Source organism: Priestia sp. 3CA3 (assembly GCF_056836725.1).
The window spans coordinates 1-1,216 of sequence record NZ_JBXENJ010000040.1 but is presented as its reverse complement, the minus strand read 5'-3'; the positions used below and the strand labels follow the sequence as shown (position 1 = coordinate 1,216).

The following is a 1,216-nucleotide window of genomic DNA, read 5'->3' as shown; positions in this document are numbered from 1 at the left end:
TGGTATGTCAACACTAAACTAGACAGTTTTTTTAAGGTGTTTCATTTTGTATTGAATAGGACTCATATAATCAAGGGTTCCGTGGATACGCAAGTGATTAAACCAATGGACATAGTCTTGTAATTCCCTTGTTAATTCTTCTAGACTAGCGAAATTTCGCCCGTTCACAAATTCCGTTTTAATGATTTTAAAGGTGGCTTCAGCGACCGCATTGTCATATGGACAACCTTTCATGCTTAACGATCGTCCGATCGTAAATGTCTCTAGTGCTTTATCTATGAGGTTATTTTTAAATTCATTCCCTCGGTCCGTATGGAAGAGCTGAATTTGATGAAGATTTGCTTTTATGGATGCAAACGCTCGATAAACCAAGAGGGCATCCTTATTGGCGCCTACACTATAACCAATGATTTCTCGATTAAAGAGATCGACAAATACACATATGTAAGACCATTTTTTATCTACTCTTACATACGTGAGATCACTTACGACAACGGACAACACTCTCTCTTGCTTGAACCGTCGGTTCAATTTGTTTTTTTGTTCGGATTCATTTGGTTCAGTAGAACGTGGTTTAAACTGAGCGACTGAGTAGATAGAAACTAAACCTTGCTCTTTCATGATGCGGCTAATGCGGCGTCTTGAGACAACTTTCCCTTGTTTCTTTAACTCATACTTAATTTTGCGTGTCCCATAAACCTGACGATTGGCATGGAAAATGTCTATGATGGCAGAGGTAACGTCATCTTCCGTCGGACGTTCCTTCGCTTCATAATAATACGTACTTCTCGGGAGTTGTAGGACTTTGCACATTGCTGATATCGAGTATTTGTGTTGGTTATTTTTAATCACTTTTACTTTCGTCCTAGTATCAGCGCGGCTTGCTTTAAAATATCATTCTCCATTTCTAATTGTTTATTTCGTTTGCGAAGCTCCATCAGTTCTTTTTGTTCCTCGGTCAGGTTATCTTTTTCGTTAAACGAACCAGATGTTTGACTTTGCTCTATCCACTTATCTAAAGACGAAGGAGTCAAGTCATATTCACGAATGATCTCTTTTCTTGGTTTTCCGTTCTGATACAGCTGCACCATCTGTTGTTTAAATTCCTTTGTAAATGTTCGACGTTCTCTTCTGGTCATTGTAGATGCTCCTTTAGTATGTTATCTGTAGTCTACTTGACCTTAAAAATTCTGTCCAACTGAGTGTAGCCTATCCA

The 1,216-nt window shown here is 38.6% G+C and carries 1 protein-coding gene; it reads right to left on the bottom strand.

Annotated features, from left to right (window positions below):
- Nucleotides 1-18: 18 nt before the first annotated feature.
- Nucleotides 19-1,139, bottom strand: a protein-coding gene (locus AC1VNJ_RS26815; RefSeq protein WP_482641636.1) for an IS3 family transposase whose coding sequence is annotated in 2 segments (ribosomal slippage) — nucleotides 19-890 and nucleotides 890-1,139 — 1,122 coding nt in all. Because the reading frame shifts where the segments join, the coding sequence is not laid out codon by codon here.
- Between the last annotated feature and the right edge of the window lie 77 nt (nucleotides 1,140-1,216).